This window comes from Bacteroides sp. (assembly GCA_036351255.1).
Taxonomy (GTDB): domain Bacteria; phylum Bacteroidota; class Bacteroidia; order Bacteroidales; family UBA7960; genus UBA7960.
Genome location: JAZBOS010000081.1, coordinates 1 through 2,630, shown reverse-complemented (window position 1 = coordinate 2,630; position 2,630 = coordinate 1). Strand labels below are relative to the sequence as shown.

The 2,630-nt window shown below is 42.8% G+C and carries 2 protein-coding genes; one reads left to right on the top strand and one right to left on the bottom strand.

Annotation, left to right across the window (positions count from 1 at the left end):
• Positions 1-1,806: type I DNA topoisomerase (gene topA / locus V2I46_07620; GenBank protein ID MEE4177361.1), on the bottom strand; the 1,806-nt coding region annotated here is incomplete at its 3' end.
• A 131-nt stretch (positions 1,807-1,937) separates the two neighbouring features.
• Here topA and V2I46_07615 point away from each other — a divergent pair.
• The coding region (locus tag V2I46_07615; GenBank protein MEE4177360.1) for a biosynthetic peptidoglycan transglycosylase at positions 1,938-2,630 on the top strand (693 nt) is incomplete at its 3' end.

Sequence of the window (2,630 nt, the reverse complement as noted above, 5' to 3'; positions counted from 1 at the left end):
GCCGGATTCCGGATCATTGCCTAGAAGCCTTTCACCTGAGCTTTTCTGTGTGTTTTTCGCGGTACTGTCAACCTTTTTATGGAATGGCCTGTAGAACTCATCGATCATTTTATTCCATACAAGGTTCCCGTCTGCGATACTGTCGAAATCCTTCTCAACTGAAGCGGTGAAATTGAAATCCATTATATTTTCAAAATGCTCAACAAGAAAATCATTGACCACCATGCCAATATCGGTTGGGAATAATTTTCCTTTTTCAAATCCAGTTTTTTCCTCTTTTTCATAGGAGGATATCTTATCTCCGGAAAGTTTAAGCCCGTCGAGTTTTCTGATCGTTCCCGGCCGATCTTCTTTAACAACGTATTCCCGGCTCTGGATTGTTGATATAATTGGAGCATAGGTTGAAGGCCTTCCAATTCCCATCTCCTCCAGCTTTTTTACAAGGCTGGCTTCAGTGTATCTTGGCGGGCTGTTTGTGAACTTCTGCAAAGCATCTGCATTCTCAAGATGCAGTTCCTGCCCCTGTGATACCGGGGGAAGCAACCCGTTGCCGTTTCCATTGCCTTCTTTTTCTTCATCCGTGCTTTCCATGTAAACTCTCAGGAAGCCATCGAATAGTATGACCTCCCCGCTTGACTGAAATTTTTCGGGGCGGGATGATATCGTTATTGAGACTGTTGTTTTCTCAAGTTTAGCAGGGCTCATTTGTGATGCCACAGTCCTCTTCCAGATAAGGCTGTATAGTTTCTTTTCATTGGCGTTGGCCCCGGCTTCCTTTTTGTTTATATAGGTTGGCCTGATTGCTTCATGAGCTTCCTGGGCGCCTTTTGACTTGGTGGAATATTTCCTTGTTTTGGAATATTCATTGCCAAATTCCTCAATTATTTCCTTTCGGGTGCTGTTAATCGCCAGGTCGGACAGGTTAACCGAGTCAGTTCTCATGTAGGTAATGTGACCGGCTTCATAAAGGTGCTGGGCCAGTGTCATCGTCTGGCTTACAGAAAATCCGAATTTCCTGCTGGCCTCCTGCTGAAGCGTGGAAGTCGTGAATGGGGGTGCAGGAGATTTGAATGATGGTTTTGTTTCAACGGCATCAACCATGAAACCGGCAGAGATGCAATCATCCAGAAAAGCTTTTGCCTGCTCCAGGGTTTTGAATCTCTGATTTAATTCTGATTTCAATTGGGCAGGTTTTCCGTTATTGTCCTTGAAACTGAACAGGGCCGTGACCCTGAAGCTGTCCTTTGGTATAAAGTTCAGTATCTCTCTTTCCCTGTCGACAAGAAGCCTTACAGCAACACTTTGAACCCTGCCTGCTGAAAGTGAGGGTTTTACTTTTTTCCATAACACAGGGCTTAGCTCAAAACCAACAAGACGGTCAAGAACTCTCCTTGCCTGTTGTGCATTTACAAGGTTGCGATCTATCGACCTTGGGTTTTCAATGGCTTTGAGGATCGCTTCCTTTGTTATTTCATGAAAGACAATTCTCTTTGTTTTTTCATCAGGCAGTTTTAAAACCTCGGCCAGATGCCAGGCAATGGCTTCACCTTCACGGTCCTCATCAGATGCAAGCCATACGGTTTTGGCCTCTTTGGCCAGCTTTTTTAATTCCGATACAACCTTTCGCTTGTCAGGGGAAATTATGTATTGAGGCTGGTATTTATTTTCCAGGTCAATTCCATAATCTTTTTTGGATAAATCCCTTATATGACCGAAACTGGATTTAACAGTAAAATCTTTTCCAAGATATTTCCCAATCGTCTTAGCCTTAGCTGGTGATTCTACAATTACAAGATTATCAACCATATTCTTAGTCAGATTTTTAAAAAGTGGTGCAAAGTAAAAGATAATTTTTATATATATAGATGCGTTTTCACTATTAAAATGGAAAAGAACATCCGTATATTATTTATTACTTTTGCGCGAAATTGTTTAAAATGACTGAGAAAAATCGCCATCCATATAAGAAATATGTCACAGGTTTCTGGGGATTATACATAGGTGGGCTGGTGTTGATGATCCTGCTTTTCTTCTTTATTTCCAGGGGGAAACTGGGCTTTATGCCTAGCTTTGCCGAGCTTGAGAACCCCAAAATTAACCAGGCAAGCCAGATAATCTCTGTGGATGGTGAGGTATTGGGCCAGTATTTCGACAGGGATGAGAACCGTGTCAATGTCGATTATTCACAGATCTCTCCCAATATGATAAATGCCCTTATTTCCATTGAAGATGAGAGATATCTGAAACATTCAGGGATCGATTTCAAGGGCCTGGCCAGGGTTTTGGTCAAGAGCCTTTTACTTGGAAAGGAAACCGGAGGAGGAAGCACGATAACTCAGCAGCTCGGAAAACTCCTCTTTCCCAGGGAGGATTATCATAATAAACCTATAAGATTTATCATCAGGAAGTTCAGGGAATGGGTTATTGCCATTAAGCTGGAGAAGTCTTTCGCGAAGGAGGAAATCATAGCCCTTTATCTTAATCAGTTCGATTTCTTAAATAACGGGGATGGTATCCGAACAGCCTCAAGGGTTTATTTCAATACCACTCCTGCCAATCTTAAGGTTGAGGAGGCAGCAATGCTGGCCGCCATGGCAAAGAATCCTTCTGCCTATAACCCCAGGAGGTTC